22 protein-coding genes and 1 tRNA gene are annotated in these 23,516 nt (G+C 65.3%); 6 read left to right on the top strand and 17 right to left on the bottom strand.

The window, feature by feature from the left end; all coding sequences use genetic code 11:
- Nucleotides 1-99: 99 nt before the first annotated feature.
- Nucleotides 100-600: a cytochrome c gene (locus KU884_RS16455; RefSeq protein ID WP_167783630.1), complete on the bottom strand. Its 501-nt coding sequence runs from the start codon at nt 598-600 to the stop codon at nt 100-102.
- On the opposite strand from KU884_RS16455, the gene KU884_RS16460 reads away from it, so the two are divergent.
- Complete coding sequence (locus KU884_RS16460) at nt 599-1,636, top strand: putative zinc-binding metallopeptidase (RefSeq protein ID WP_167783631.1); 1,038 nt, start codon at nt 599-601, stop codon at nt 1,634-1,636. The genes KU884_RS16455 and KU884_RS16460 overlap by 2 nt on opposite strands.
- Before the next feature lie 12 nt (nt 1,637-1,648).
- Here the strand turns inward: KU884_RS16460 and KU884_RS16465 are convergent, their stop codons facing one another.
- Nucleotides 1,649-2,380: a proteasome-type protease gene (locus KU884_RS16465; protein WP_167783632.1), complete on the bottom strand. Its 732-nt coding sequence runs from the start codon at nt 2,378-2,380 to the stop codon at nt 1,649-1,651.
- Nucleotides 2,381-2,505: 125 nt separating this feature from the next.
- Nucleotides 2,506-3,102: a hypothetical protein gene (locus KU884_RS16470; RefSeq protein WP_217351389.1), complete on the bottom strand. Its 597-nt coding sequence runs from the start codon at nt 3,100-3,102 to the stop codon at nt 2,506-2,508.
- 111 nt (nt 3,103-3,213) lie between these two features.
- Here KU884_RS16470 and pgi point away from each other — a divergent pair, with 111 nt between their 5' ends.
- From pgi to KU884_RS16485, 3 genes are all read left to right on the top strand, one after another.
- Nucleotides 3,214-4,881 (top strand): glucose-6-phosphate isomerase, encoded by a 1,668-nt coding sequence (gene pgi, locus KU884_RS16475; protein ID WP_167783634.1) that lies wholly within the window; start codon nt 3,214-3,216, stop codon nt 4,879-4,881.
- Nucleotides 4,882-4,963: 82 nt separating this feature from the next.
- A complete protein-coding gene (galU, locus tag KU884_RS16480; RefSeq protein WP_167783635.1) occupies nt 4,964-5,839 on the top strand; it encodes a UTP--glucose-1-phosphate uridylyltransferase GalU in 876 nt (291 codons plus the stop codon).
- A 165-nt stretch (nt 5,840-6,004) separates the two neighbouring features.
- Nucleotides 6,005-6,751, top strand: coding sequence for an MHYT domain-containing protein (locus KU884_RS16485; protein ID WP_167783636.1), 747 nt, complete (start codon nt 6,005-6,007; stop codon nt 6,749-6,751).
- Between the two features lie 304 nt (nt 6,752-7,055).
- On the opposite strand, the gene cysQ is transcribed toward KU884_RS16485, so the two are convergent.
- The 6 genes from cysQ to KU884_RS16515 form a co-directional block, all read right to left on the bottom strand.
- A complete protein-coding gene (gene cysQ, locus KU884_RS16490; RefSeq protein ID WP_167783637.1) occupies nt 7,056-7,817 on the bottom strand; it encodes a 3'(2'),5'-bisphosphate nucleotidase CysQ in 762 nt (253 codons plus the stop codon).
- Nucleotides 7,818-7,926: 109 nt separating this feature from the next.
- Nucleotides 7,927-9,657: a bifunctional sulfate adenylyltransferase/adenylylsulfate kinase gene (locus KU884_RS16495; protein WP_167783638.1), complete on the bottom strand. Its 1,731-nt coding sequence runs from the start codon at nt 9,655-9,657 to the stop codon at nt 7,927-7,929.
- A 77-nt stretch (nt 9,658-9,734) separates the two neighbouring features.
- Nucleotides 9,735-11,501, bottom strand: a complete 1,767-nt coding sequence (locus tag KU884_RS16500; protein ID WP_167783639.1) for an SLC13 family permease — start codon at nt 11,499-11,501, stop codon at nt 9,735-9,737.
- A 215-nt stretch (nt 11,502-11,716) separates the two neighbouring features.
- Nucleotides 11,717-13,066 carry a UDP-glucose/GDP-mannose dehydrogenase family protein gene (locus tag KU884_RS16505; RefSeq protein WP_167783640.1) on the bottom strand — a complete coding sequence of 450 codons (1,350 nt, stop codon included), beginning with the start codon at nt 13,064-13,066 and terminating at the stop codon, nt 11,717-11,719.
- A 24-nt stretch (nt 13,067-13,090) separates the two neighbouring features.
- Nucleotides 13,091-14,098, bottom strand: a complete 1,008-nt coding sequence (locus KU884_RS16510; protein ID WP_167783641.1) for an NAD-dependent epimerase — start codon at nt 14,096-14,098, stop codon at nt 13,091-13,093.
- Between the two features lie 112 nt (nt 14,099-14,210).
- Entirely contained in the window at nt 14,211-15,947 is a 1,737-nt protein-coding gene (locus KU884_RS16515) for a formate--tetrahydrofolate ligase (protein WP_167783642.1), read from the bottom strand.
- Between the two features lie 305 nt (nt 15,948-16,252).
- Here KU884_RS16515 and KU884_RS16520 point away from each other — a divergent pair, with 305 nt between their 5' ends.
- Nucleotides 16,253-17,356: a GlxA family transcriptional regulator gene (locus KU884_RS16520; RefSeq protein WP_167783643.1), complete on the top strand. Its 1,104-nt coding sequence runs from the start codon at nt 16,253-16,255 to the stop codon at nt 17,354-17,356.
- A gap of 324 nt (nt 17,357-17,680) precedes the next feature.
- Here the strand turns inward: KU884_RS16520 and KU884_RS16525 are convergent.
- From KU884_RS16525 to KU884_RS16550, 6 genes are all read right to left on the bottom strand, one after another.
- A tRNA-Gln gene (locus tag KU884_RS16525) sits at nt 17,681-17,754 on the bottom strand.
- Between the two features lie 15 nt (nt 17,755-17,769).
- Nucleotides 17,770-18,162 (bottom strand): 30S ribosomal protein S9, encoded by a 393-nt coding sequence (gene rpsI, locus KU884_RS16530; RefSeq protein ID WP_167783644.1) that lies wholly within the window; start codon nt 18,160-18,162, stop codon nt 17,770-17,772.
- A gap of 36 nt (nt 18,163-18,198) precedes the next feature.
- Nucleotides 18,199-18,627: a 50S ribosomal protein L13 gene (gene rplM, locus KU884_RS16535; RefSeq protein WP_167783645.1), complete on the bottom strand. Its 429-nt coding sequence runs from the start codon at nt 18,625-18,627 to the stop codon at nt 18,199-18,201.
- A gap of 102 nt (nt 18,628-18,729) precedes the next feature.
- A complete protein-coding gene (locus KU884_RS16540; protein ID WP_167783646.1) occupies nt 18,730-19,044 on the bottom strand; it encodes a ferredoxin in 315 nt (104 codons plus the stop codon).
- Between the two features lie 5 nt (nt 19,045-19,049).
- On the bottom strand, nt 19,050-19,883 hold the full coding sequence (gene speD, locus KU884_RS16545; protein ID WP_167783647.1) for an adenosylmethionine decarboxylase: 834 nt from the start codon (nt 19,881-19,883) through the stop codon (nt 19,050-19,052).
- An 84-nt stretch (nt 19,884-19,967) separates the two neighbouring features.
- Nucleotides 19,968-20,384, bottom strand: a complete 417-nt coding sequence (locus tag KU884_RS16550) for an OsmC family protein (protein ID WP_167784311.1) — start codon at nt 20,382-20,384, stop codon at nt 19,968-19,970.
- 261 nt (nt 20,385-20,645) lie between these two features.
- Between KU884_RS16550 and crp the strand changes: the two genes are divergently transcribed.
- Nucleotides 20,646-21,284 (top strand): cAMP-activated global transcriptional regulator CRP, encoded by a 639-nt coding sequence (crp, locus tag KU884_RS16555; RefSeq protein WP_167783648.1) that lies wholly within the window; start codon nt 20,646-20,648, stop codon nt 21,282-21,284.
- A 228-nt stretch (nt 21,285-21,512) separates the two neighbouring features.
- On the opposite strand, the gene trpC is transcribed toward crp, so the two are convergent.
- The gene (trpC, locus tag KU884_RS16560) at nt 21,513-22,310 is read right to left on the bottom strand and encodes an indole-3-glycerol phosphate synthase TrpC (RefSeq protein ID WP_167783649.1); all 798 of its coding nucleotides are present in this window, start codon (nt 22,308-22,310) and stop codon (nt 21,513-21,515) included.
- A gap of 175 nt (nt 22,311-22,485) precedes the next feature.
- A complete protein-coding gene (gene trpD, locus KU884_RS16565) occupies nt 22,486-23,511 on the bottom strand; it encodes an anthranilate phosphoribosyltransferase (RefSeq protein WP_167783650.1) in 1,026 nt (341 codons plus the stop codon).
- Nucleotides 23,512-23,516 lie beyond the last annotated feature (5 nt).

The raw sequence follows: 23,516 nt of genomic DNA on the forward strand, positions 1-23,516 counted from the left end.
GCCCCTCATTCCAGTTGACCTCGCACGAACCGCTGCCTTGCTACCGACCGTTCCAGTATCCCCTTGGATTACGGGTGGTGCCCGGCGTTCCCCGGATGCCTACCGGCTGTCGTCGGCATGGCCCTCCATACCTGCTTCATCATACTCTTCCCAGGCCGCGTACACCTCGTCAGACCACAAAGACTGGAACCACGCGATCACCGCGTCAATCTCTTCGTCGCTCAACGCTTTACCGAATCCGGGCATGTTGTTCTGCCCGTGCGCGATGATCCCGCGTAATTCATCCAGCGGGTGGTGCCATGCATGCGCGCTGCCATCCAGCGGGGGCGGCGGCAGGTTGCCGTCCGGCTCACGGGTCCGCCAGTTCTCGTCACCGCGGGCGCCCTCGCCGTGACACGCCATGCACTGGGCCTCGAAAACCGCCTCGCCGCGCTGGACCTGCTCTTCGGTGTACCAGCGTTCGCCGGCCGCGCCGTCGCAGCCGGCCAGGAGGGCGGCCAGTACGGCGACCAGGGCCGCACGCCACAGCCGGCGCGCGTTCCGTTCGTGTCCGTAATCCGGCAAAGTACCGGGAAGAGCGTCAGCACCCAGGGTGACCATGCAACACGCGACCTGTGTCTGCGGTAATCGACTGTTCTTCGAGAATACCGCCTGTCTGGCCTGCGGCAGAACCCTGGGGTTCGTCCCTGAAACCGTGCGGCTACACCCGCTCGAGCCGCACGGTGATCACTGGCAACCCGCGGAGAGTGACGGTCACACACCCCTGCGCCAGTGCGCGAATCGCCATACCGCAGCTACATGCAACTGGATGCTGCCGGCGGATGCGGATGGGCGCCTCTGCCGGGCGTGCCGCCTGAGCCGCGTGATCCCGGACCAGGCGGTGCCGGGAAATCAGCGCCGCTGGCACACCATGGAGCGGGCCAAGCGACATCTGGTATACGGCCTGCTGCGGCTGCATCTGCCCGTGGAGGACCGTGACAGCGCCGAGACCCCGGGGCTGGCATTTGACTTCAAGGAGGACATGGCCGACGGCACACCAGTGCTCACGGGACACGCCGGCGGCGTGATCACCATCAACATTGCCGAGGCGGACGGTGATCGACGCGAGAGCATGCGCCTGGCCATGGGCGAGCCGTACCGCACAGTCCTGGGACATCTGCGCCATGAAAGCGGCCATTACTACTGGGAGCGCCTGGTTCGCGGCACCGGTTGGCACCAGGGTTTTCGCGAGCGCTTCGGCGACGAAACCGCCGACTACGCCGCGGCACTCCGCCGCCATCACCACACACCCGACGAACACTGGCGCGACCATTACATCAGCGCCTACGCCAGCGCTCACCCCTGGGAAGACTGGGCGGAAACCTGGGCGCATTACCTGCACCTGCGGGACACGCTGGAGACGGCCGCCGACCTGGGACTAATAGAGGCCGATGCGGAACAGTACCGTCGTTTCCGCGCCAGCAACACGGATTTCCGCCAGTTGCTGGGCGAATGGATGCGGCTCACCGTGATCATGAATTCCCTGGCGCGCAGTGTCGGCGCACCGGACACCTACCCGTTCTCACTGAACCCGGCGGTGTGCAGCAAACTGGAGTTCGTCCACGGCGTGGTCCACGCGGCGGGCATGGAGGACTGACCGCCCCCGACCTCAGGATTTCTCCCAGTCAAACCGCGGCAGATCGTCGAAAATACGCCGCAGGCCGTCGCCCCACTGCTTACGGATGGAGGCGAAATAGGGGGAGTTCATCTTGTAGCGCAGCGCCTGGGGATGCTCCAGGGAATCCCGCCGGTAGAGCATCAGATCCAGGGGCGGCCCCACGGAGAGGTTGCTGCGCATGGTGGAATCGATGGAGACCAGCGCACAGCGCGCGGCATCCTCCAGGGAGGTGGAGCGGGTAATGATCCGATCCAGGATAGGTTTGCCATACTTGGTCTCGCCGATCTGCAGGAACGGTTGTTCATCAGAGCAGGTGATGTAGTTGCCCTGGGGATAGACGAGAAACAGGCTCGGCGGTTCATCGCCGATCTGGCCACCGACAATGAAGGTGGCCTCCAGGGACACGCCCCCTGCGCTCTGGCCCTCGGGCCTGTGGCGCTGCTGGATCTGCTGGCTGATCTGGCCGACGTAGTCCGCCGCCTGGGCCAGATGGTCGACCTCCCGCAGTGGCCCACCCTGGTCGCTCTCCCGCTGCAAGCGGCTCACCACCGACTGGGTGGTGGCGAGATTGCCGGCACTCAGCAACACCAGTACGCGATCCCCCTCCCAGATGAACGGGTGCAGCTTGGGATAGGTGTTGATGTGGTCGACGCCGGCGTTGGTGCGGGAGTCCGCCGCGAACACGAGCCCGGCATCCACGGCCGCGGCAAGGCAATAAGTCATGGGAACCCCGTTACGAAGGCGATGGTGCCCAGTGTGCGGACAACCGTGGCGCCTGCACAAGCGAAACATTGAACAACTCCCGCGCAGCTCTGCACGAACTGTTCAGTGTTTCCCAAGTGGCAGATTCAAAAGGAAACCGTGACAACACCACGCAGGTCGGCTGGCCGCCCGCCGGGTTCGCTGCTGGGCTCGGCCACCACGAGCTCCACCCCGGCATCCAGCCAGGAGGTGATGCTCACCCCGGCCTGGAGACCCGGGACGAGCTCCAGACCACTGGCCTCATCCGGCCCCCGCACGCGGGCCATACCAATGCGCCCGCCCAGATAGAACCGCGAACCGAAATAGCGGCTAAAGCGGTAGAACAGGCCATTGCTGCGCACCCGCCGCGTTTCACCGGGTGCGATCTCCGGGCGCCGGCCGGACAGGGCGTGCTCGAACCCCAGCTCGAACAGCCAGTTGGCGCTGTCGGCTTCAGTGAGGCGGGCGCGGTAGGTGATCTGTACGGCGTTCACGGTACCGGCATCGCCGAGGCCGTCGTCGTCATCCTCATACCACTGCACCCCGTGGGCGATCCCGACACCCCAGCGCACCTCGGCGTCCGACTCCGGCGGGTCCAGTTCCACGCGCGGCACCTGATCGGCAGCCAGCGGCGCGGCAAGAACCGCCGCAGTCAGCAGGGCGATCCGTCGGGACCATTTCAAGGCGGTGCAGCGCGTGTTCATGCGGCCGGATTGTGTGCCAGCCCCGCGTCTGGGGCAAGCACCATCCGCAGTCGGATACGGACTCATCGTGTAGAATTCTGGCACTGGGCGATACACGGATAAGGACTCCCCATGGCGAACTCTTCGAGCCCGTCAGCCGGCCTGACCGCGCTGCCCGAGTGGCAGGCGTTGCGCGAGCACGGCGGGGAACTCCGCAACCAGCGCATCCGTGACCTCTTCCGCGATGATCCCGCGCGTTTCCAGCACTTCAGCCTGGAGCAGGGTCGGCTGCTGCTGGATTACTCCAAGAACCTGGTCACCACGGAGACCATGCAGCATCTGCGTGCACTGGCGGACCGGCAGGACCTCGCCGGCTGGATCGAGCGGCTGTTCGCGGGTGAACCGGTGAACAGCACCGAGAACCGTGCGGCCATGCACATGGCCCTGCGCAACCGCGGCAACGGCGCCATGTACGTGGGTGGGCGCGATGTCATGCCGGACGTGCAGCGGGAACTCACCCGCATGCGGCTGTTCGTCAACCGCCTGCACCGGGGCGAGTACCGGGGCTGTACCGGGCGGGTGATCACCGACGTGGTCAACATCGGTGTCGGTGGCTCGGACCTGGGCGCGGTGATGGCCACCGAGGCGCTGGCGCCTTACCGCACCAACGCCATTCGCCTGCACTTTGTCAGCAGCATCGACGGCGTCCACGTCACCGACGTGCTGGAACGGGTGAACCCCAAGACCACACTGTTCATTATCTCGTCAAAATCGTTCACCACCCTGGACACCATGACCAATGCGCGCACGGCCCTGGAGTGGTTCCGGCGCCAGGTAGCCGACGAGACGGCGATTCAGCACCATTTCCTCGGGGTATCGGCCAATGACGCCGCCATGGCGGCCTACGGCATTGCAGAGGAAAACCGGTTCCGGGTCTGGGATTGGGTGGGTGGACGCTACTCACTGACATCGGCGGTAGGCCTGCCGCTGGCCATCGCCGTGGGCATGAAGCACTTCGAGGCCATGCTGGAGGGCTGCTATCGCATGGACCAGCACTTCCGCACGGCGCCGTGGGCAGAGAACCTGCCGGTGATCCTCGGGCTGCTGGGGGTGTGGTACACCAATTTCCTGGGGGCCTCGGGCCACGTGGTGCTGCCCTACGATCACCGGCTCAACCGCTTTCCCGCCTATCTCCAGCAACTGGAAATGGAGAGCAACGGCAAGTGCGTCACCCGCGACGGCGAGCCGGTGGACTACGATACCGGCGCCCTCGTCTGGGGCGAGGTGGGGCCCAATGCCCAGCACTCGTTCTACCAGCTTCTGCACCAGGGCACGCGCCCGGTGATTGCGGATTTCCTCGCGCCGGCCCACGGCTCGGCGGAGTACCCGGAGCACCACGAACTGGCACTGGCCAACTGCTTCGCCCAGACCCGGGCGCTCATGGAAGGGCAGAGCGCCGACCAGGCGCGGCAGGAGATGGCCGCCTCCGGCATGTCCGAGGCCCAGATCGAGCAGGCCGTGCCGCACAAGGTCCATCCCGGCAACAAGCCCAGCAACACCCTGCTGTTCCAGCGGCTGGACCCTGCCACCCTGGGTGAACTGGTGGCACTGTATGAGCACAAGGTGTTCGTACAGAGCGTCATCTGGGGTATCAACGCCTTCGACCAATGGGGCGTGGAACTTGGCAAAAAACTGGCCAAGGAGATGCTTCCGGCGGTCACCGGCGAGCGGGATGCAGCGGATGCAGACCCCTCCACCCGCGGCCTGCTGGACTATCTGCACCGGCAGACAAACCAGTGAACCACCGTTGCGTCAGCAATCATGACGCCGTATGTTCCCGGTCATTCGGGCAATGGCAAACGAACCACGAAAGGACGCTTCCATGACTCAACGCATCCGCAAGGTCGTCTTCCCCGTCGCCGGCCTCGGCACCCGTTTCCTGCCCGCCACCAAGGCGAGCCCCAAGGAGATGCTGCCGGTGGTGGACAAGCCTCTGATCCAGTACGCCGTGGAGGAAGCCGTCGCTGCCGGTGCGGACACCCTGATCTTCGTCACCGGTCGCACCAAGCGCGCCATCGAGGACCACTTCGACAAGGCCTACGAACTGGAAGTCGAGCTGCAGGCGAAGAACAAGCTGCGCATGCTGGAACTGGTGCGCAGCACCGTCCCGGAAGGCATCAACTGCATCTATATCCGCCAGGGCGAGGCGCTGGGCCTCGGCCATGCCGTGCTTTGCGCCCAGCCCATTGTCGGCAATGACCCGTTTGGCGTGATCCTGGCCGACGACCTGATCGACGGCCAGGGCGAGAAAGTGATGTCGCAGATGGTGCGGGAGTTCGACGATCACCAGTGCTCGCTCCTGGGTGTCGAACGGGTGCCGAAGGAAGAGACCGGGAGCTACGGCGTGGTCAGCGCGCAGGAGTTTGCCGACGGCGTGTCCGCCGTGGACGCCATCGTCGAGAAGCCCGACCCTGCTGAAGCGCCATCCAATCTTGCCGTGGTGGGACGCTATGTGTTCACTGCCGGCATTTTCGACAAGCTGCGGGAGACGAAACCCGACCCCAAGGGAGAGATCCAGCTCACCGACGCCATCTCCAGCCTGCTGGCCGATGAACGCGTGCTTGCCCACGAATTCAAGGGCAAGCGCTACGACTGCGGCAGCAAGCTGGGCTACCTCAAGGCGACCGTGGAGTATGGACTCCAGCATCCCGAGCTGGGGGCGGCGTTCGCCGAATACCTCGAGTCACGCCAGGGCTGACGGCGTCGCCGCGCTGCGACGAATATCACAGACAACCGGAGACCACGGGCACCAGTCTGTGGTGGCAGCCAAACTAACTACAAAGCGATAGTTTTGATGTGCGGACGGTAGCGGAATTACCGGCACATCCAAGGACCACAATCCCGGCAACGGAGGCCATACACCGTGTACACGAGTATCGACGAGTTCCATCTCGGGCTGGTTGCCCTGTCCTATCTCATCGCCACCTTTGGTTCCCTCACCGGGCTGCTGACCTCGCGCAACATCCCTCTGGGCGGCCGCCGAATCCACTACGGCTGGCTGCTGGTATCCGCCTTCATGCTGGGCACCTACGCCATCTGGTCCATGCACTTCGTGGGTATGCTGGCGTACGACCCGGGCACGCCCATTACCTACGACACGCAGCTCACGGCGCTGTCACTGGTATTCCCCATTGTCATGATGGCCGGCGGCCTCTGGGCGGCGTACCGCTGGCGGCGCTCGCTGATCGCACTGGCCGTGGCCGCGGTAATCATGGGCTGCGGCATTGCTGCCATGCACTACACCGGCATGGCAGCAATGCGCGTGCAGGCGGACATGCACCATGCCCACGGCCCAGTGGTGGTCTCGGTAATCATCGGCGTCGTGGCGTCCTTCGCGGCGCTGTACATCGTGCGCGAATTCAAGGGTGTCCTGCGCTACGCCTGCGCACCGGTGATGGGGCTGGCGGTATGCGCCCTGCACTACACCGGCATGGCGGGGCTGGTGCTGGAGCCCCGGGAGATGGACATCAACTATTTCGAGGGGGCAGTGACCTCGCCGCAAATGCTGTTCCTGATTGCAGTGAGCATGACCTCTGCCGTGGTGCTCAGCGTCTACCTGTACTGGTGGCAGGAGGACCGCTGGCAGCGCCAGGCCCGCCGGGCGCGCTGAGCAGGCCCGGCGGACGTTGGAGAGGCCGCGGCTTTGCGGGGCCTTGCAACGGTGCATCAATATGCACCGTTGTGCGGCGGATGCCTAATAGGCCCTTCCCGGCCATAGAGCCGTAGGGTGAACCTTCAGGTCCACCGTTGCGGCCTCCGATGGGCCGCCTTGGCTTGCATGTCGGGGGAAGGCGGACCTTGAAGGTCCGCCCTACGTCCCTCTCCCGGCTTCCGGACGCTCCCGGCCGGCGTGGGCTGAAGCCGCTCCTGTGGCAGGGGGGATCCCCGGGCCACGATAGCGGAGCCGTCCCCGTTCAGGCGGAGACGATGAAGAACGGATTGTGGAGATCGTCCTTGTTGTAGCGCAGGGGCGTGGCCTCGTCCTCGGCCAGGCGCACCCGGCCGCCGGCCGCCTCGACGATGGCATGGCCGGCGCCGGTATCCCATTCCATGGTGGGGCCGAAGCGGGGGTACAGCGTGGCGCGGCCCTCGGCGACGGCGCAGAACTTCAGCGAACTGCCCACCGGCACTTCGTCCGCGACATGGATCTTCTCCAGGTAGTCCGCCAGCTCTCCGGTGGGGTGGGAACGGCTCTTGACCACGGCATGGCCGTTGTCCGGCGTTTTCACAGCCAACGGCTCACGGGGGCCGTCCCCCTCCTGCCGCCAGCCCCCCTCACCGACGCGGCCAACATAGGTGGTGCCCAGCGCCGGGGCACGAATGACGCCCCACACCGGCGCACCGTCTTCCACCAGGGCGATGTTCACGGTGAACTCGCCGTTGCGCTTGATGAACTCCTTGGTGCCGTCCAGGGGATCCACCAGCCAGAATCGCTGCCACGCCTGGCGCTCCGCGTAGGGGACGTCGGCGCCCTCCTCCGAGAGCACCGGAATGGCCGGCGTCAGCGCCCGCAGCTCGCGGTCGATGAGCCGGTGCGCCGCCCGGTCGGCGGCGGTGAGCGGCGACTCGTCGTCCTTGGTCTGGACGTCGAACTCGGGGCCGTTGTAGACCTCGAGAATGGCGTTGCCCGCCTCCCGCGCGATGGCGATCACGGCTTCGAAATCGGGTTGGGTCATGATTGTTCTCTTCTCTAGAACAGGGAGAAGGTGGACGTAAACGTCCACCCTACAGCATGGCAGAGACCGTCGGTCCGCCCTACGAGGGTCTCCCTGCGGATCATCCCGTTCAATCCAGGTCGATGTAGCCCTGCTTCTCCAGGTGCAGGATCACCTGCTGGGCCAGTTCGTCGGCAGAGTAGCGGGAGGTGTCCACCACCACTTCGGCCTGCTCCGGCTCCTCGTAGGGGTCGTCGATGCCGGTGAACTGCTTGATCTGCCCGGCGCGCGCCTTGGCGTACAGACCCTTGCGGTCACGCTCCTCGCACACCTCCAGCGGCGTGGCCACATAGACCTCGACGAAACCGCCACCCTGGCTGACCATCTCGCGGACCTCCCGGCGGGTGGCCCGATACGGCGCGATGGGGGCACAGATGGCAACGCCGCCGTTCTTGGTGATCTCGCTGGCAACGAAACCAATGCGGCGGATGTTGATCTCCCGGTGCTCCTTGGAGAAGCCCAGCTCACTGGACAGGTGCTTGCGCACCAGGTCGCCGTCGAGCAGGGTCACCGGCCGGGTGCCCTGCTCCATGAGCTTGGCCATGAGCACGTTGGCTATGGTGGACTTGCCGGAGCCGGACAGGCCGGTGAAAAAGACCGTAAAGCCCTGCTTCTTCTTCGGCGGGAAGGCCTGACGCAGGCGCGTGATCACTTCCGGGTAGGAGAACCAGTCCGGCAGGTCCAGGCCTTCCTTCAGACGCCGGCGCAGTTCGGTGCCGGAGATGTTCAGCACCCGGGAGCCTTCCGGCACCTCGGAGCGGGGCACGTACTGGGCCAGATCCTCCACGAACACCATTTCTTCGAAGGGCTGCATGACAATACCCAGTTCGTCCTGGTACGCGCGTACCAGTTCCTGGGCGTCATAGGGGCCGTAGAAGTCCTCGCCCTGGCTGTTCTTGCCCGGGCCGGCGTGATCGCGGCCGACGATGAAACGCGAGCAGCCGTGGTTCTTGCGGATGATGGCGTGCCACACCGCTTCTCGCGGCCCGCCCATGCGCATGGCCAGGGGCAGCAGGCTGAGCTGGGTGGTCTGCTCGGGAAAGTGCTTGATGACTTCCTGGTAGCAGCGCACGCGCACGAAGTAGTCCACGTCCCCGGGCTTGGTCATGCCCACCACCGGGTGGATCAGCAGGTTGGCCTCGCCCTTCTGGGAGGCGCGCTTGGCCAGTTCCACATGGGCACGATGCATGGGGTTGCGGGTCTGGAACGCCACCACGTTGGTCCAGCCCATCTTGGCGAACCACTCGCGCAGCTCCCTGGGAGAGTGGCGCAGGTGCTTGAAGGTATGGTGCGGGGGCGCCTCGATGCCCTCCAGGGGCCCGCCCAGGTAGACGGGACTGGTCTGGTGGAACAGCCGGAAGACTTCCGGATGGGCCTCGTCTGCGGCGCCGTAGACCTGCTCCGCCTGTCGGCGGAAATCGGGCCGGTAGAGGTCGTCCACGGTCATGATGGCCAGTACCATGCCCTCCGGGTGGCGCAGAGCGATGCGCGACCCCGGCTTGATGCTGCCGGCAAAGTCCTCGGTGACATCCAGGTTGATGGGGATGGGCCACAGGGTGCCGTCGGCCAGGCGCATGTCGGCGCAGACGCTGTCGTAATCCTTCTCCCGCAGGAAGCCGTCCAGGGGCGAGAAGCCGCCGTTGAGCAGCAATTCGATGTCACACACCTGCCGGTCGGTGAGATCCCAGGAGGGCAGATCCCGGGCCTCCTCGCGGAGCTTGGCGGCGCGGTCGGAATCCACCAGCAGCTCCTTGAGGGTGCCGCCGTGGGGCGGGGTGAGGTCCTTGTGGGTGTCAGACATTGGCTTGTACCTCATTGCAGCATTTATGAAAACGGTTCGCCGCGCGTGGCGCGCAGGCGAAAGATCGGGCCCTGGTCTCAGAATCCCCAGACCAGCGGAATCACCAGCACCGCCACCAGCGCGGTCACCAGGTTCAACGGCAGTCCGATGCGCATGAAATCGGAGAAATGATAACCGCCCGGGCCGTACACCATCAGGTTGGTCTGATAGCCGATGGGCGTGGCAAAGCTCGCCGAAGCAGCCAGCATGATGGCCACGGCGAAGGGCATGATACTCACCCCCAGGTCCGATGACAGCGCCATGGCAATGGGGAACATCAGCAGCGCCGCCGCGTTGTTGGTGATCACCGCGGTAAACGCGGCGGTCAGCAGGTAAATGGCCACCAGGTTCACCAGCGGCGCATCACCCGCTGCCTGGATGACGCTGTGGGCCACCACCAGTGCCACGCCGGTCTGCTCCATGGCCGCCCCCAGACCGAAAGCCGCTGCGATGACCAGCAGCACCGACCAGTCGATGTTGCGCCGGGCATTCTCCACCGTGCAGCAGCCAGTGAGGAGCATCCCTGCGGCGGCCAGCAGTGCGGCCTCCAGCATGCTGAGCACGCCAATGCCGGCGGTGACCACCATCACGCCCAGCATGGCCAGGGCCACCGGGGCGCGCTCATGCCGGGGCGGCGAGGAATCCCGGATCTGACTGACCAGGAAGAAGTCGCGACTGTTCCGCTGCTGGTCAACGAAGGCCTGCTTGGCCTCCAGCAGCAGGGTATCCCCCGGCTGGATGACGATATCGCCGATCTTGCCGCCCAGCCGCACGCCGTTGCGGGCCACGGCGATGACCACCGCATCGTAGCGGGAGCGGAAGCGGCCGTCGCGAATGGTCTGCCCCACCACCGGGCAACTGCCGGAGACCACCGCCTCGATCATGATGCGCTCGGAGCGGTGGCCTTCCAGCTTGAACACCTGATCCGTCGCCGGCGTCAGCCCGCGGATCTTCTGCAGTTCCACCACGGATTCCACCACGCCGACGAACACCAGCCGGTCACCGCCCTGGAGCTTTTCCTGGGGCGCCACGGCCGGCAGGATGTCGCCGTTGCGGTCGATCTCGGCCAGAAACATGCCCGAGAGATGACGCAGCCCGGCGCTCTCGATGCTCTTGCCCACCAGCGGACCTTCCGGGTCCACCAGCATTTCCACGCTGTACTCCCGCGGATCGGTGAGGCGCTGCATGGGTGGCTGACGATCCGGCAGCAGCCAGCGGGTGGTGAGCATGATGAAGGCAATGCCCACCACTGCGACGGGCAACCCGACCCAGGCCAGGTCGAACATGCGCAGGCCGTGGTCGGTGCGGTCCACCAGCAGGCCGTTGACCACCAGGTTGGTGCTGGTGCCGATCACCGTGCAGGTGCCGCCCAGAATGGCCGCGTAGCTGAGGGGAATCATGAGTTTCGAGTTGGACAGACCGAACTTCTGTGCCCACTCGTTCACCGCCGGGATCAGCATGGCCACCACCGGCGTGTTGTTCATGAAGGCGCTCAACACCGCCACCGGGCTCATGAGCTTGAGCTGCGCATGCCCCAGCGAACGCGGCCGGCCCAGCACCCGTTGCACGATCCAGTGGATGCCACCGGTCTCCTGCAGGCCGGAGACGACCACGTAGAGGACAGCGACGGTGATCAGGCCCTGATTCGCCAGGCCACCAAAGGCGGCGCGGGCATCCAGCACACCGGTGAGGAGCAGGATGGTGACACCACCCAGGAACACCATGTCCGCCGCCAGCCGCGTGAACGTGAGTACACCCAGGACGCCCACCACCACGGCAACGGTCAGCCATGCTTCCCAGCCCAAGACCTGCCCCCCTGTGGTACACCAGGCGCACAACGCGAAAATGGTCGCGGCCACCAATGCGATCGGTGGCCGCGGAAAGCTGCGACTGTACCCGCCGGCGCTTAGACGAAAAAGGAATCTTTTGTCATACGTTCAGGCGCAAACGGAATACCCGGCAACGCCTTGCAAACCCCGTGGACTGGCCACTGCGTCGCTAGGCCGGCAGCGACAGCGAATCATTGAATCGGCATTTCCCGCACGCTGGCACCGCGGCCGATGGCGTAGTAGGTAAAGCCGCCATCCACCATCCGGCGCGGGTCGTAGACATTGCGGCCATCCACCAGCACGGGCTGCTTCAGGGTGTTGCGGATCCGGTCGAAATCCGGGCTGCGGAACTGTTGCCACTCGGTGCACAGGACCAGGGCATCCGCCCCTTCCAACGCCTCGTAAGGACGTTCGCACAGAACCAGATCGGCGCGCTCGCCGTAGATGTGCCGGGTCTCGTCCATGGCCTCCGGGTCGTAGGCGCGCACCTGGGCGCCCGCCTGCCACAGCGCCTCCATCAGCGTGCGACTCGGGGCATCACGCATGTCGTCGGTATTGGGCTTGAACGCGAGCCCCCACAGGGCAATGGTGCGCCCGGCGAGATGGCCGTGAAAGTGTTCGTTCAGACGCTGGAAAAGCACCTGCTTCTGGCGGGCGTTCACCGCCTCCACCGCATCCAGGATCATGGGCTGGTAGTCCACGTCCCGGGCGGTGTGGGCCAGGGCCTTGACGTCCTTGGGGAAGCAGGAACCGCCGTAGCCGCAACCCGGATAGATGAAATGGTAGCCGATACGCGGGTCGGAACCGATGCCGTGGCGCACGGATTCGATGTCGGCTCCAAGGCGCTCCGCGAGCCCGGCCAGCTCGTTCATGAAGCTGATCTTGGTCGCCAGCATGGCGTTGGCGGCGTACTTGGTGAGCTCCGCCGAGCGCACATCCATGACCAGCACCTTCTCCTGCTTGCGCCCGAAGGGCGCGTAGAGGTCGCGCATGATTTCGGTGGCGCGACGGTCGTCACTGCCCACGATCACCCGGTCCGGCTTCATGAAATCGCTGATGGCTGCCCCTTCCTTGAGGAACTCGGGGTTGGACACCACCGCAAAGGGCACATCCATGCCGCGCTCGGCCAGGGCGGCAACCAGGGTCTCCCGGACCCGGTCAGCGGTGCCCACCGGCACGGTGGACTTGTCCACGATCACCCGGTAGGCGCTCATGTGCTCGCCAATGCTCCGGGCCACCTGCAGCACGTACTTGAGATCGGCTGACCCGTCCTCGTCCGAGGGGGTGCCCACGGCAATGAACTGCAGAAGCCCATGATCCACGGCCTCAGCCACGTCGGTGGTAAAGCGCAGCCGACCGGCCTGACGGTTGGCGGCAATCATGTCCTCGAGGCCCGGCTCGTAGATGGGCACCTCGCCGCGGTTCAACTGCGCCACGCGCTCGGCGTTGATGTCGACGCAGAGGACGTCGTTGCCCGTCTCCGCCAGGCAGGTCCCGGTAACCAGGCCGACGTAGCCGCTGCCGTAGATGGTGACTTTCATGGTTCTGCAATCCCTTCAGAGTATTCAGATATTGTAATAATCGCGGTACCAGTCCACGAAACGACGCACGCCCTCTTCCACCGGCGTATCCGGGCGATAGCCCACCTCCCTCACCAGGTCCTCGGCGTCCGCCCAGGTATCGGGCACATCACCCTGTTGCATGGGCAGCATGCGCTTGTCCGCCTCGCGGCCCAGGCACTCTTCCAGCACATGGATGTAGTGCATGAGCTCGATGGGCCGGTTGTTGCCGATGTTGTAGAGCCGGTAAGGCGCCGCGCTGGTGGCCGGATCGGGCGCATCGCCGGACCATTCGGGATCCGGCGTGGCCACGTGATCCATGGAGCGCATCACGCCCTGGGCGATATCGTCCACGAAGGTGAAATCGCGGCGGTGGTTCCCGTAATTGAAGACGTCGATGGGCTCACCGTTGAGGATGGCCCGGGTGAACAGGAACAGGGCCATATCCGGGCGCCCCCAGGGGCCGTACACGGTGAAGAACCGCAGCCCCGTCACCGGCAGCCGGTAGAGGTGGGCATAGGTATGCGCCATGAGCTCGTTGGCCTTCTTGGTGGCCGCGTACATGGACAGCGGGTGGTCGACGTTCTGGTGCACCGAGAAGGGCATGGCGGTGTTGGCGCCGTACACGGAGCTGGTGGAGGCGTAGACCAGGTGCTCCACACCGGCGTGGCGGCAGCCCTCGAGGATGTTCATGAACCCCACCACGTTGCTGTCAACGTAGGCATGGGGATTCTCGATGGAGTAGCGCACGCCGGCCTGGGCCGCCAGGTGAATCACCCGGTGGAAACCGCTGTGCCGGAACAGCGCCATCATGCCGGCCTGATCGGCCACATCCAGGCGCACGAAGCGGAACCGGTCCCAGTCGCGCAGGCGCGCCAGGCGTGCTTCCTTGAGGGTGACGTCGTAGTAATCGTTGAGATTATCCAGCCCGACGACGGTGTCTCCGCGCTGGAGCAGGAGTTGTGCGACGTGGGAGCCGATGAACCCGGCGGCGCCGGTGACCAGTACCTTCATGGATGCCATTCCCTGCCCCGACCACGGAGAACCACCCGGCCATGAACACTTGGCCGGGTGGACTCTGCGTATGGTACCGGGACGGCCCTGATTCAGCTACCGTTTCCGGGGCTCAGAACAGGCCCACCACCTGCTCGTTCTCGTCGATGTCAATGTGCGCCGCGGCGGGATCGCTGCCCAGCCCGGGCATGGTGCGAACGTCCCCGCACAGGGCATAGACGAACCCGGCGCCGGCGGACAGCCGTACCTCCTTCACCGGCAGGGTCCAGCCGGTGGGTGCGCCCTGCAGGGACGGGTCCGCCGACAGGGACAGATGGGTCTTGGCGATGCACACGGGCAGTTCACCGTATCCCTGGTACTGGTAGGCGTCGATCTGACGCCGGGCCTCGTTACTGAACACCACGCCGTCGGCGCCGTAGATGTGGGTGGCGATGCGCTTGATCTTGTCATCCAGGGCCATGTCGTCGGGGTAGAGGAAGCGGAACTCGCCCGGGTCCTCCGCCGCCTCGGCCACGGCCTCGGCCAGCTCGGCGGCGCCGGAGCCGCCATCGCGGACATGGGTGCACAGCGCCACCCGCGCCCCTGCCCCTTCGGCCACGTCACGAATGGCGGCATGCTCCGAGGCGAAATCCGACGGGAAGACATTGATCGCCACCACCGGGGAGATTCCGTGGGCACGGATATTGGCGATCTGGCGCCGCAGGTTGTCCGCCCCGGCGTAGACGTCGTCCGGATTCTCGGCGGTCATGGCCTCCGGCAGCGGTCGCCCCGGCACCACGTTGAAGCGCCCGGAGTGGAACTTGAGCCCACGCACGGTGGCCACCAGCACGGCGGCATCCGGCTCCATGCCAGACGCCCGGCACTTGATGTTGAAGAACCGCTCGGCACCCATGTCGGCGCCGAAACCTGCCTCGGTGACCAGGAAATCGCTGGTGCGCAACGCGATCCGGTCGGCGACGATGGAGGAGTTGCCGTGGGCAATATTGCCGAACGGACCGGCGTGCATCAGCGCCGGGGTGTGTTCCAGGGTCTGCAGTAGATTGGGCTTGAGGGCATCGCGCAACAGCACCGTCATGGCACCGGCGGCACCGATATCCTCCGCCGTCACCGGCTGATTGCTACGGGTGTAGCCCACCACGATCCGCCCCAGGCGCTGGCGCAGATCACTGATGGAGTGCGCGAGCGCCAGGATCGCCATCACCTCGGAGGCGGCACTGATCTCGAACCCTGTCTGCCTGGTGAAACCGTCCCCCTGGGCACCGAGACCGATGACCATGTTGCGCAGGGAGCGGTCGTTGATGTCCATGGACCGCTTCCAGGTGATGCGCTGGGGATCCAGATCCACACCCCGGCGATGGTGCAGGTGGTTGTCGATCATGGCCGCCAGCAGGTTGTGCGCCGCCGCCACGGCGTGAATGTCCCCGGTGAGGTGGAGGTTGATGCGCTCCATGGGGATCACCTGACTGTAGCCGCCGCCAGCGGCGCCACCCTTGATGCCCAGAGTCGGGCCCATGGATGGCTGCCGCAATGCGACCGAGGCTGTGCGCCCCACGTGGTGGAACGCCTGGGCGAGCCCGATGGAGGTGGTGGTCTTGCCCTCGCCCAGCGGCGTGGGCGTAATCGCCGAAACCACCACGTACTTGCCGCGGGGCCGGTCCGCCAGGGCATGGATGGCGGCCAGATCGATCTTGGCCACATCGAAACCGTACGGCTCCACGTGATCCGGATCCAGCCCCATGCGGGCCGCGATCTCGGCGATGGGTCGGCGCGGCGTATGCCGTGCGATCTCCAGGTTGCTCGGCGGCACGTCCGCCACTGCCGCTTCCACCTCTTTCACGCTCGTTGCCATGTTTCCTCCCCCTCGGGCGTCGTCTGTCATGCCACTGAGGCTGAATTATTCCGCGGCTTCGGCCGTCACGATTGCCCGCAAACGCCTTACGTGGGTTTGCGAGCGACAAACCGGCGCAATTACAGTGGTTTCCGCAACATCGAATCACCGGATTTTACGGCCGGGAGGCGCCGCGACGACAGGCAATGACGTAGATGGAACAGTGTTAACCAAGTCGCAAAGTGAAAAATAGCGAGCGTTACCAGAAAACCAATTGGACCGGGCAAGTGTCCAACCAGTAAACGCATCGATCGGAGGAGAAGACGATGCCGCAGCAAGGCGCGCCGAGCACCCGCCCCAGAAAAGTCGGCTTCCTGCTGGTCCCCGGCTTTTCCAACATGGCCTTCACCTCCGCACTGGAGCCATTGCGCATGGCCAACCAGCTGACGGAGCGAACGCTGTATGAATGGTCAATGGTGAGCCGGGATGGCGGCCCCGTGCGTGCCAGCAACGGGCTCTCGGTGAGCGCCGACTACGCAATGCAGACGGCACCGGAGCTGGACCTGGTCATCGTCTGCAGCGGCATTGACGTTCAGACCCACCTGGACCGGGACGTGCTCACCTGGATCAACCGCCTGGCGAGTCGCCACGTGGCGCTGGGCTCGGTCTGTACCGGCGGGTACATTCTCGCGCGGGCCGGTGTACTCAACGGCTACCGCTGCACCCTGCACTGGGAGCACATCTCCAGCATCCACGAGGCGTTACTGTTCCCCCAGGTGGAGTTTTCCTCCGAGCTGTTCGTGCTGGACCGGGATCGCTACACCTGCTCCGGCGGCGTCGCCCCCATGGACATGATGCTCACCCTGATCGCCCGCGAGCATGGCGCGGATCTCGCCGAGAACATCGCCGAGGAATACCTGCATGAGCGTATTCGCGATTTCAGCGAGCGCCAGCGCACGCCACTCAAGGTGCGGCTGGGCACCAGTCAGCCCAAGCTTGTGGAGGTGGTGACACTGATGGAGGCGAACCTGCACGAGCCGCTGACCCTGGACGAACTGGCGTCTCATGCCCGCCTCTCCCGGCGCCAGCTCGAGCGGTTGTTCCAGCGACACCTGGGCTGTGCACCCACGCGTTACTACATGGATTTGAGACTGGCGCGGGCCAGGCAATTGCTGCTGCAGACGGAAATGCCCATCACCGACATTGCGCTGGCCTGCGGCTTTGTATCGCCGCCGCACTTCACCAAGTGCTACCACGAGCGTCAGGGGCGCTCACCGTCCCAGGAGCGGCGGCTCCGGCGGCAGCGGCTGCTGGCGGGTGAGCCGGGACCAGCCCCGGCAACGTCGCAGGCTGCGCACATGGGGCAGGTGGGCCCGGCAGAGGGCGAGCCGGCGGATGGCGCCATCTGTCGCCTGGATCAGGTGGAGTAAAAAAGGGCCCCTGACGGGGCCCTTTCTCTGTTGGCTGGGGGACCAGGAGATGCGGGGTCCATCCGTGGACCCCGGCACAGCCTGCATCGAACAATCAAAATCACTCCCTGCCCAACCAGACGTCTCTGGCACAAGCCACTGTAGGGTGGACCTTCAGGTCCACCGTTCATGCCTTGATGAGCCGCCTTGGCTTGCATGTCGAGGGAAGGTGGACCTGAAGGTCCACCCTACGCGCGCATCCCGGCCAGACCTCTCTGGCATAAGCTGCGAATAAAGTCCCCCAGGGCAACAAAAAAAGGGCCCCTGACGGGGCCCTTTCTCTGTTGGCTGGGGGACCAGGATTCGAACCTGGGTTGACGGAGTCAGAGTCCGTAGTCCTACCGCTAGACGATCCCCCAATAACCGGGTGCGCGTTAGCGCTTGCTGTACTGGGTGGCGCGGCGGGCCTTGTGCAGGCCGATCTTCTTGCGCTCCACCATGCGGCTGTCACGCGTAACAAAGCCGGCACGGCGCAACGGCGTACGCCACTCTTCGTCGTACTGGATCAGCGCGCGGGTCAGACCGTGACGCACGGCGCCGGCCTGTCCACTGCCACCACCGCCCGCGACGGTAACATTGACGTCGAACCGATCCAAGGCGTCCACCAGCTCCAGGGGCTGGCGCACCACCATCTGGGCGGTCTCGCGGCCGAAGTACTCTTCCAGCGAACGCCCGTTGACGCGAATGTCACCGCTGCCCCGACGCAGGAACACCCTTGCGCGGGAGGTCTTGCGGCGACCGGTTCCGTAATACTGCTCTTCTGCCATTGCTGATTCCGTCCGAACGTTGTTTCGCGGGCTCGCTTAGAGCTCCAGCGGCTTGGGCTGCTGCGCGTGGTGCCGATGCTCGGCGCCGGCGTAGACCTTGAGCTTCCTGGCCATGGCGCGGCCAAGGCGGTTGCGCGGCAGCATGCCCTTCACCGCCAGCTCCACCACCGATTCCGGCTTCTCGGCATGCTGCTTTTCAAACGTCTTCGACCGCAGATGTCCCGGAAAACCGGTATGACGGTAGTACATCTTGTCCGTCGACTTGTTGCCGGTGACGCGCACCTTGTCTGCGTTGACAACGACGACATAGTCGCCGGTGTCCACGTGCGGCGTATATTCCGGCTTGTGCTTGCCGCGCAGGCGCCGTGCCACTTCGGTGGCCAGGCGGCCGAGGGTCTTGCCATCGGCATCCACGACAAACCAGTCGCGTTCAACTTCAGCCGGTTTCGCGCTAAAGGTCTTCATGCACACTCACTCCGAGCGCCGTCGTCCTGATTAAGAAGGGCGCAGATAGTAACCAAATCCCCGGCGCGGTTCAAGCGACAGCGGGGGCTTTATTCCGGGCGATCACCCGTCGATCAACAACCGCTGTACCGGCGTACCGGACTGCAGGTGCTGCTCGATGATGTCGTCCAGATCTTCGTTGTCCACCCAGGTGTACCAGGTGGCCTCGGGGTAAACCACCAGCACGGGCCCCTCGGCGCAGCGGCCGAGGCAGCCGGAGCTGCTCACACGCACCCGCCCGGGGCCGTTCTCGCCGAGCGCCTTGATCCTGTCCTTGAGATAGGCCCTGGCGTCATCCGCCACACCGTTGTTACAGCAGGCGATGTTGTCCTCGCGACGGTTTGTGCAGACGAACACATGGCGCTGGTAGTAACTCATGACGGTCAACGGAACTCCAGCCCAAGGGAGACTTCCTGCCCCGGCTGCAGATTGCGGCCGTAGAAGATCTCCGCCATCTCGCGGCGCAGCTGCATGCGAATCTGCTGCTTGTCCTCCTCGGAGAAGTCCGAGGCCGACTCGCCGAACAGATAGTTGGAGAGCTTGGGCTCCTTGAGCAGCATCTTGGTATGGAACATGTGTTCCTGATAGACGTTCACGTCGATCAGGTGGTACTGCTCCTTGGTGTCCTCGGACAGGTAGTTCTGGATCGAGTTGATCTCGTGGTCGATGAAGTGCTTGCGCCCCTCCACATCCCGGGTAAACCCGCGCACCCGGTAGTCCATGGTGACGATGTCGGAGTCAAAGGAGTGGATCAGGAAGTTCAGCGCCTTCAGCGGCGAGATCACGCCGCAGGTGGAGACATCGATGTCCGCCCGGAAGGTGCTGATGCCGTGATCCGGGTGCGTCTCCGGATACGTATGCACCGTGATGTGGCTCTTGTCCAGGTGCGCAAGCACGGTGTCCGGCAGCGGACCGGGGGCGGCACTGCCAACTTCGGCGCCCTCGATCTCCTCTTCCTCGGAGATCAGCAGGGTAACGCTGGCACCCTGGGGCTCGTAGTCCTGCCGGGCGATATTGAGGATGTTGGCACCGATGATGTTCGCCACCTGCGTGAGGATCTGCGTCAGCCGCTCGGCGTTGTATACCTCGTCGATGTACTCGATATACCGCTGCCGCTGCTGCGCATCACGGGCGTAGCAGATATCGTAGATATTGAAACTCAGCGACTTCGTCAGGTTGTTGAACCCGTGAAGCCTCAGCCCCTCTGACTGGACCAATAGCCCGTCCTCCGATGTCGACCCAGGGAGCGTTCCGCCAGGATGTGCTTTCGGGATCGCCGCCGTCCGGCATGTTGCCGCTCGTCAGGCGCTCACGACCTCGTAATCGTGGGTGAGTTCCGCCACCTGCGCGAGCATGATGGAAGCGGAGCAGTATTTTTCGGCGGACAGATTCACGGCGCGTTTGACCGCCGCGTCCCCGAGCCCCTCGCCGCTGACGCGGTAATGCATGTGGATGCGCGTGAACACCTTGGGGTCGCTCTCGGCGCGCTGCGCCTCCACGTCCACCACGCAGTCGCTCACCGGGTGGCGGCCGCGCTGCAGGATGTGCACCACGTCGAAGGCGGAACAACCGCCCAACCCCAGCAGCAGCATCTCCATGGGGCGCACGCCGCTGTCCTGACCACCGAAATCCGGCGGGCCATCCATACGCACGGTATGCCCGCTGCCCGGGGTGCCCTCAAAGGCGGCTCCACCGACCCATTTCACCGTCGCGTGCATGGACTGCTCCAGCGTTCCGAGGATCCGTTCGCGCCTGGCGCGGGACCCCGCCCCGGGCGCGCGTAGCCGCGGCATTATAGACACATGACCTGCAAGGGTAAATCCATGCGCCCAAGGACGGACAACACCACACGTGCTTGGCCCAACCGCATGGTTCGTTATACTCGTCTACGATTGGAGGAGAAAACGGCGTATACGGACACGCTTCGCAGGGACATCAGGCTCCCGCGGCACACGGACGCAACCAACACGGGTGGATACATGACCGTCGCCGAACCTACGAGAAGAACAAACTGGTCCATCGACAATCTGCTGCGTCACTGCCACCGGCGGCGCTACCCCAGCAAGACGGGCATCATCTATGCGGGCGACCAGCCCGACGCGCTCTACTACATCACCGAGGGCTCGGTGAGCGTGATCATCGAGGACGAGAACGGCCACGAGATCGTGCTGGCTTACCTAAATGCCGGTGATTTCTTCGGCGAACTGGGGCTTTTCGGCCAGGAGACCGTGCGCAGCGCCTGGGTGCGGACCCGTACCTCCTGCGAAGTGGCCGAGATCAGCTACTCGCGCTTCCACCAGGTGGCGGCCGAGGATCCGGAGATCGTCTTCTACCTGGCCGGACAGATGGCGGAGCGGCTACGCAAGACCAGCCGCAAGGTCGGCGACCTGGCGTTCCTGGACGTGACCGGGCGGGTGGCGCGCACGTTGCTGGATCTGTGCAAGGAGCCGGACGCCATGACCCACCCGGACGGCATGCAGATCCGCATCACCCGCCAGGAGCTGGGCCGCATCGTGGGCTGCTCCCGGGAGATGGTAGGTCGGGTGCTGAAGGACCTGGAGGAGCGGGAGCTCATCTCGGTGTCCGGCAAGACCATGGTGATTTTCAACACGCGGTAAGATGTCGGGGACGGTACCCGTCGCGGCTGGCGCCGCTCCTACGCGGTGAGCGGACGTAGGGCGGACCTTCAGGTCCGCCGTTAAAGCCCCGATGAGCCGCCTTGGCTTGCTTGCATGTCTGTCGACGGCGGACCTGAAGGTCCGCCCTACAAGTCTACGGGTCCGCCCCACAGGTCCGCTTTACGCTTGAGGGGGCCACCGGTGGTATCCGCGGCTGGACCCGCCGGATCAGCGAAACATGGCGCGGAGTTGCTCGCCGGGGTCCGGGGCGCGCATGAAGGACTCGCCCACGAGGAAGCCGGGCACGCCCTCTCGCCACATGGCCTCCACGTCGTCGCGGGTGTTGAAACCGCTTTCGGTGACCACGAAAGTGCCCGCGGGGATGCGCTCCAGCAGGCGCAGGGTGGTCTGCAGGTCGGTGTTGAAGGTGTGCAGGTCGCGGTTGTTGATGCCCAGCAGGGCCGGCTCCAGGACCAGGGCACGCTCCAGCTCTTCGTCGCTGTGGACTTCCACCAGCACGTCCATGCCCAGGGTGACGGCCAGGCGGTAAAGCTCAGCCATGCGCGCATCATCCAGGGCGGCGGCGATGAGCAGGATGCAGTCGGCACCCAGCACCCGCGCTTCCCAGACCTGGTACGCATCGATGATGAAATCCTTGCGCAGCACCGGCAGATCGCATGCACCACGGGCCGCACGGAGGTCGAGATCGTGGCCCTGGAAGAACTCCCGGTCGGTGAGCACCGACAGACAGGTGGCGCCGCCGGTAGCATAGCTGCGGGCGATCTCCTCCGGATTGAAATCCTCGCGGATCAGTCCCTTGCTGGGCGAGGCCTTCTTCACCTCGGCGATCACCGCGGGGCGGCCGGCCCCGGCGTCGGCCCGCAAGGCACGCAGGAACCCCCGGGGCGGGCTCGCCGACCCCGCCTCGTGCTGCAGGCTCTGCTCGGTGACGGCCTGGCTCATACGCGCCACATGGGCCGCCTTGTGCTCCAGGATCTTCTTGAGAATGTCCGGTGTCTCGTTCACGCCTTGCTCCGTCAGTTGCCTCGTGTCCTGTCCCCGAAGTGCGTCGTATATTTAGCGCCTGTGCGGTGCCAGTAGACGTAGGGCGGACGTTCAGGTCCGCCGTCTCCGCTCCGCAGGCCAGGGCGGCTTGGGCGAGGCTGGAATGGTGGACCTGAAGGTCCACCTTACGGCTGCTTCAGTGTTTCCCTTGATGCCGGCTGAAGCGCACGAACTCGTCCAGCTTGTCCGCCGCGGCGCCGCTGGAGAGAACGGCGCGCGCCTGTTCCACGCCGGCGGCCACGGTATCGGCCAGACGCGCGGCGTAGATGGCGGCGCCGGCATTCAGCGCCACCAGATCCGACGCCGGCCCCTGCTGGCCCGCGAACACGGCGCGAATCAGCGCCAGACTAGCGTCCACGCTGTCCACGCGCACGGCGTCCAGCGAGGCGCGCTCCATACCGAAATCTTCCGGGGTGATGGTGTACTCGGTGACTTCGTCCTCATCCACCTCGGCCACGTGGGTGGCCGCGGCAATGCTGATTTCGTCCAGGCCGTCCTCGGCGTTGACCACCAGCACCCGGTCGCTGCCCAGGGTCAGCAACACTTCTGCCAGCGGGCGCACCCAATCCCGGGAATAGACGCCGAGCAGCTGGTGAGGGGCGCCCGCCGGGTTGGTGAGCGGGCCCAGCACGTTGAACAGCGTGCGCACCCCCATCTCCTTGCGCGGCCCCACGGCGTGCTTCATGGCCGAGTGGTGGGCCGGGGCGAACAGGAAGCCCACACCCACCTGGTCGATGCACTGCCCCACCTGCGCCGGCGTGAGTTCCAGGTTGGCACCGGCCAGTTCCAGAACGTCGGCACTGCCCGAGGAGCTGGAGACGGAGCGGTTGCCGTGCTTGGCCACGCGCCCGCCGGCGGCGGCCACGACGAAGGCCGTGGCGGTGGAGACGTTGAAGGTGCCGGCCGCATCACCACCGGTGCCGCAGGTATCCACCAGGTGCTCGGTGTCCACGTCCACTTCCGCAGCCAGCCCCCGCATGACCCCGGCGGCGGCGGCGATCTCGTCCACGGTCTCGCCCTTCATGCGCAGGCCGATGAGGAAGCCACCGATCTGCGCCTGGGTTGCCTGGCCGGTCATGATCAAGCGCATGACATCGGTCATTTCGTCGCGGCTGAGGTTGCGGTACTCGGTGACAGCACGAATGGCGTCCTGCATGTCCATTGACT

Origin of the sequence: Aquisalimonas sp. 2447 (assembly GCF_012044895.1) — a bacterium.
Lineage (GTDB): Bacteria > Pseudomonadota > Gammaproteobacteria > Nitrococcales > Aquisalimonadaceae > Aquisalimonas.